The organism is Methylobacterium cerastii (assembly GCF_022179125.1).
GTDB classification, from domain to species: domain Bacteria; phylum Pseudomonadota; class Alphaproteobacteria; order Rhizobiales; family Beijerinckiaceae; genus Methylobacterium; species Methylobacterium cerastii.
In genome coordinates this window covers 1-1,859 of the sequence record NZ_BPQG01000148.1, presented here as the reverse complement: position 1 = coordinate 1,859, position 1,859 = coordinate 1, and the positions used below count along the sequence as shown (strand labels likewise).

At 66.7% G+C, this 1,859-nt stretch carries 2 protein-coding genes; both read right to left on the bottom strand.

Features of this window, described 5'->3' with window-relative positions:
• Positions 1–313: 313 nt before the first annotated feature.
• Positions 314–754, bottom strand: coding sequence for an aminotransferase-like domain-containing protein (locus tag MFF13_RS26305; RefSeq protein WP_238273410.1), 441 nt, complete (start codon positions 752–754; stop codon positions 314–316).
• A 12-nt stretch (positions 755–766) separates the two neighbouring features.
• Complete coding sequence (locus MFF13_RS26300; RefSeq protein WP_283205843.1) at positions 767–1,726, bottom strand: aminotransferase-like domain-containing protein; 960 nt, start codon at positions 1,724–1,726, stop codon at positions 767–769.
• Between the last annotated feature and the right edge of the window lie 133 nt (positions 1,727–1,859).

Below are 1,859 nucleotides of genomic sequence, written 5' to 3'. Positions count from 1 at the left end.
GGATCATTTCCCGATCTCCGTTAGCCTGTGCCGGGCTCCGCGGGCGCCCATGCTGCAGGATGCGCCCGAAGCCTCGAAGGAGGACCACCGCGACGCCCGGGAGGCGGTCGAGGCGGTACGATGACCGCCCGTCCGGGAGCCCATCCACGACATGGCGGCGACCCACAAAAGCAGGGCAATCTAACACTTGGTACCCCCCGGAAGGTCCGCATCGTGTGGGAAGCGGACCCCGGCCTTGCGTCCATAAGCGGACGTTCCGCATCCGACCCAACTACGCCGAAGAAACCATTTCGTCGGGTGCTCTGAAGCAGACCTAACCCGTGCCTTCGCCGCGGTCTGCTTGCTCAAGCAATATCTGCTGCAACTGGCCGACCGCTGTCTCGATCTGCGTTTCGTTGAGCGACGAGTATCCGAAGACCAACATGTCGTCCCGTGCCCCGGGGTTGAAATCGTAGGCAGCCCCGCTCGAAAGGGCGTAGACCCCTATGCCCTGCTCGCGTGCGAGAAGCTGGATCTGCCGGGCGGGCGGAAAGCCGGGTGGAAGGCGCCAGACCAGATGCAGGCCACTCTCGCCGCCGAGGACGACGGCCCCGTCGAACGTCCTGCGCAGTGCTCCAACCAGACAGTCACGGCGCGCCTTGTAGACCTGCCTCAGGCGGCGCAGGTGCCGGTCGAAGTGCCCTTCGTCGATGAAGGCGGCGAGCGCAGCCTGCTCAAGCCAGGCCTGGCCGTTGCTCATCCGTGCTTTCAGCATCCGCGCCTCGTCTCAGAACATGCGCGGGACCGTGGCGAAACCGATGCGCAGGCCAGCGCCCACGGACTTGGAGAACGTCCCGGCATAGAAGACGCGCCGACCTCCGTCGAGACCGGCCAGGGCCGTCAATGGCGGCCCGTCGTACCGGAAGTCGCTGTCGTAATCGTCCTCGACGATGTAGCTGTCGGTCTCCTCCGCCCATCGCAGTAAGGCCAGGCGCCGCGCCAGCGGCATGGTGGCCCCGGCGGGGAACTGATGCGAGGGCGTGACGTAGAGCAGGCTGCCCTTGGCCGGCGGCAGAAGGTCCGTTCGCAGCCCCTCGCCGTCGACCGGCACCGGATGGATCTCCAGGTCGGCGTTCCTGAAGATCAGCGAGGCTCCGAGGTAGCAGGGGTTCTCGATGCAGAGCTGTCGGGTATGTCCCTTCAGCAGATTGAACACGAGGTTGAGGGCGTCCTGCCCGCCCGTGGTCACGATGACCTGATCCTCGGTCACCGCCACCGCTCTGGCCCGACGTAGGTGCGTGCTGATGGCCCTGCGCAACTCCGGGAGGCCGGCCGGATCGCAGTAATCGGTCAGGTATGTTGTCTCCCGCGCAAGGAGGCGCGTCACGATCCGGCGCCAGATGGCCAGGGGGAACCCCGCCGGATCGGACCGCCCGACCCAGAAGTCGAGTTCCGGGCGGTCCCCTCCGCCACCGGGCGAGCCCGCGAAGCAGAGCAGGGGCTCGCTCGACGCGTCCGGCACCGGGCCGTTCGTGAGGGACCGACTTCCCTGTTGGATCAGTAGGAGGCTGTCCGGCGAGATCGGCTCAACGAACAAGCCCGCCGTGCCGCGCGCCCGGACGTAGCCTTCCGCCGCAAGGCGTTCGTAGGCCAACATCACGGTGTTGCGGGACACCCGGAGTCGCTCCGCCAGAAGGCGGCTCGGAGGCAGAGCCATGCCGGCCTTGATCTGCCCATCCAGAATGATCTCCCGAATGTAAAGGGCGGACCAATTCCAGGCCGCTGTGGCGGAGTAAAACCAGGCCAGTGGCGGCCGGCAGCTTGAACGATGAAGGGGCCCGATCGGGCGCCTTCATCGTTCAAGCTGCCGGCCGCCACTG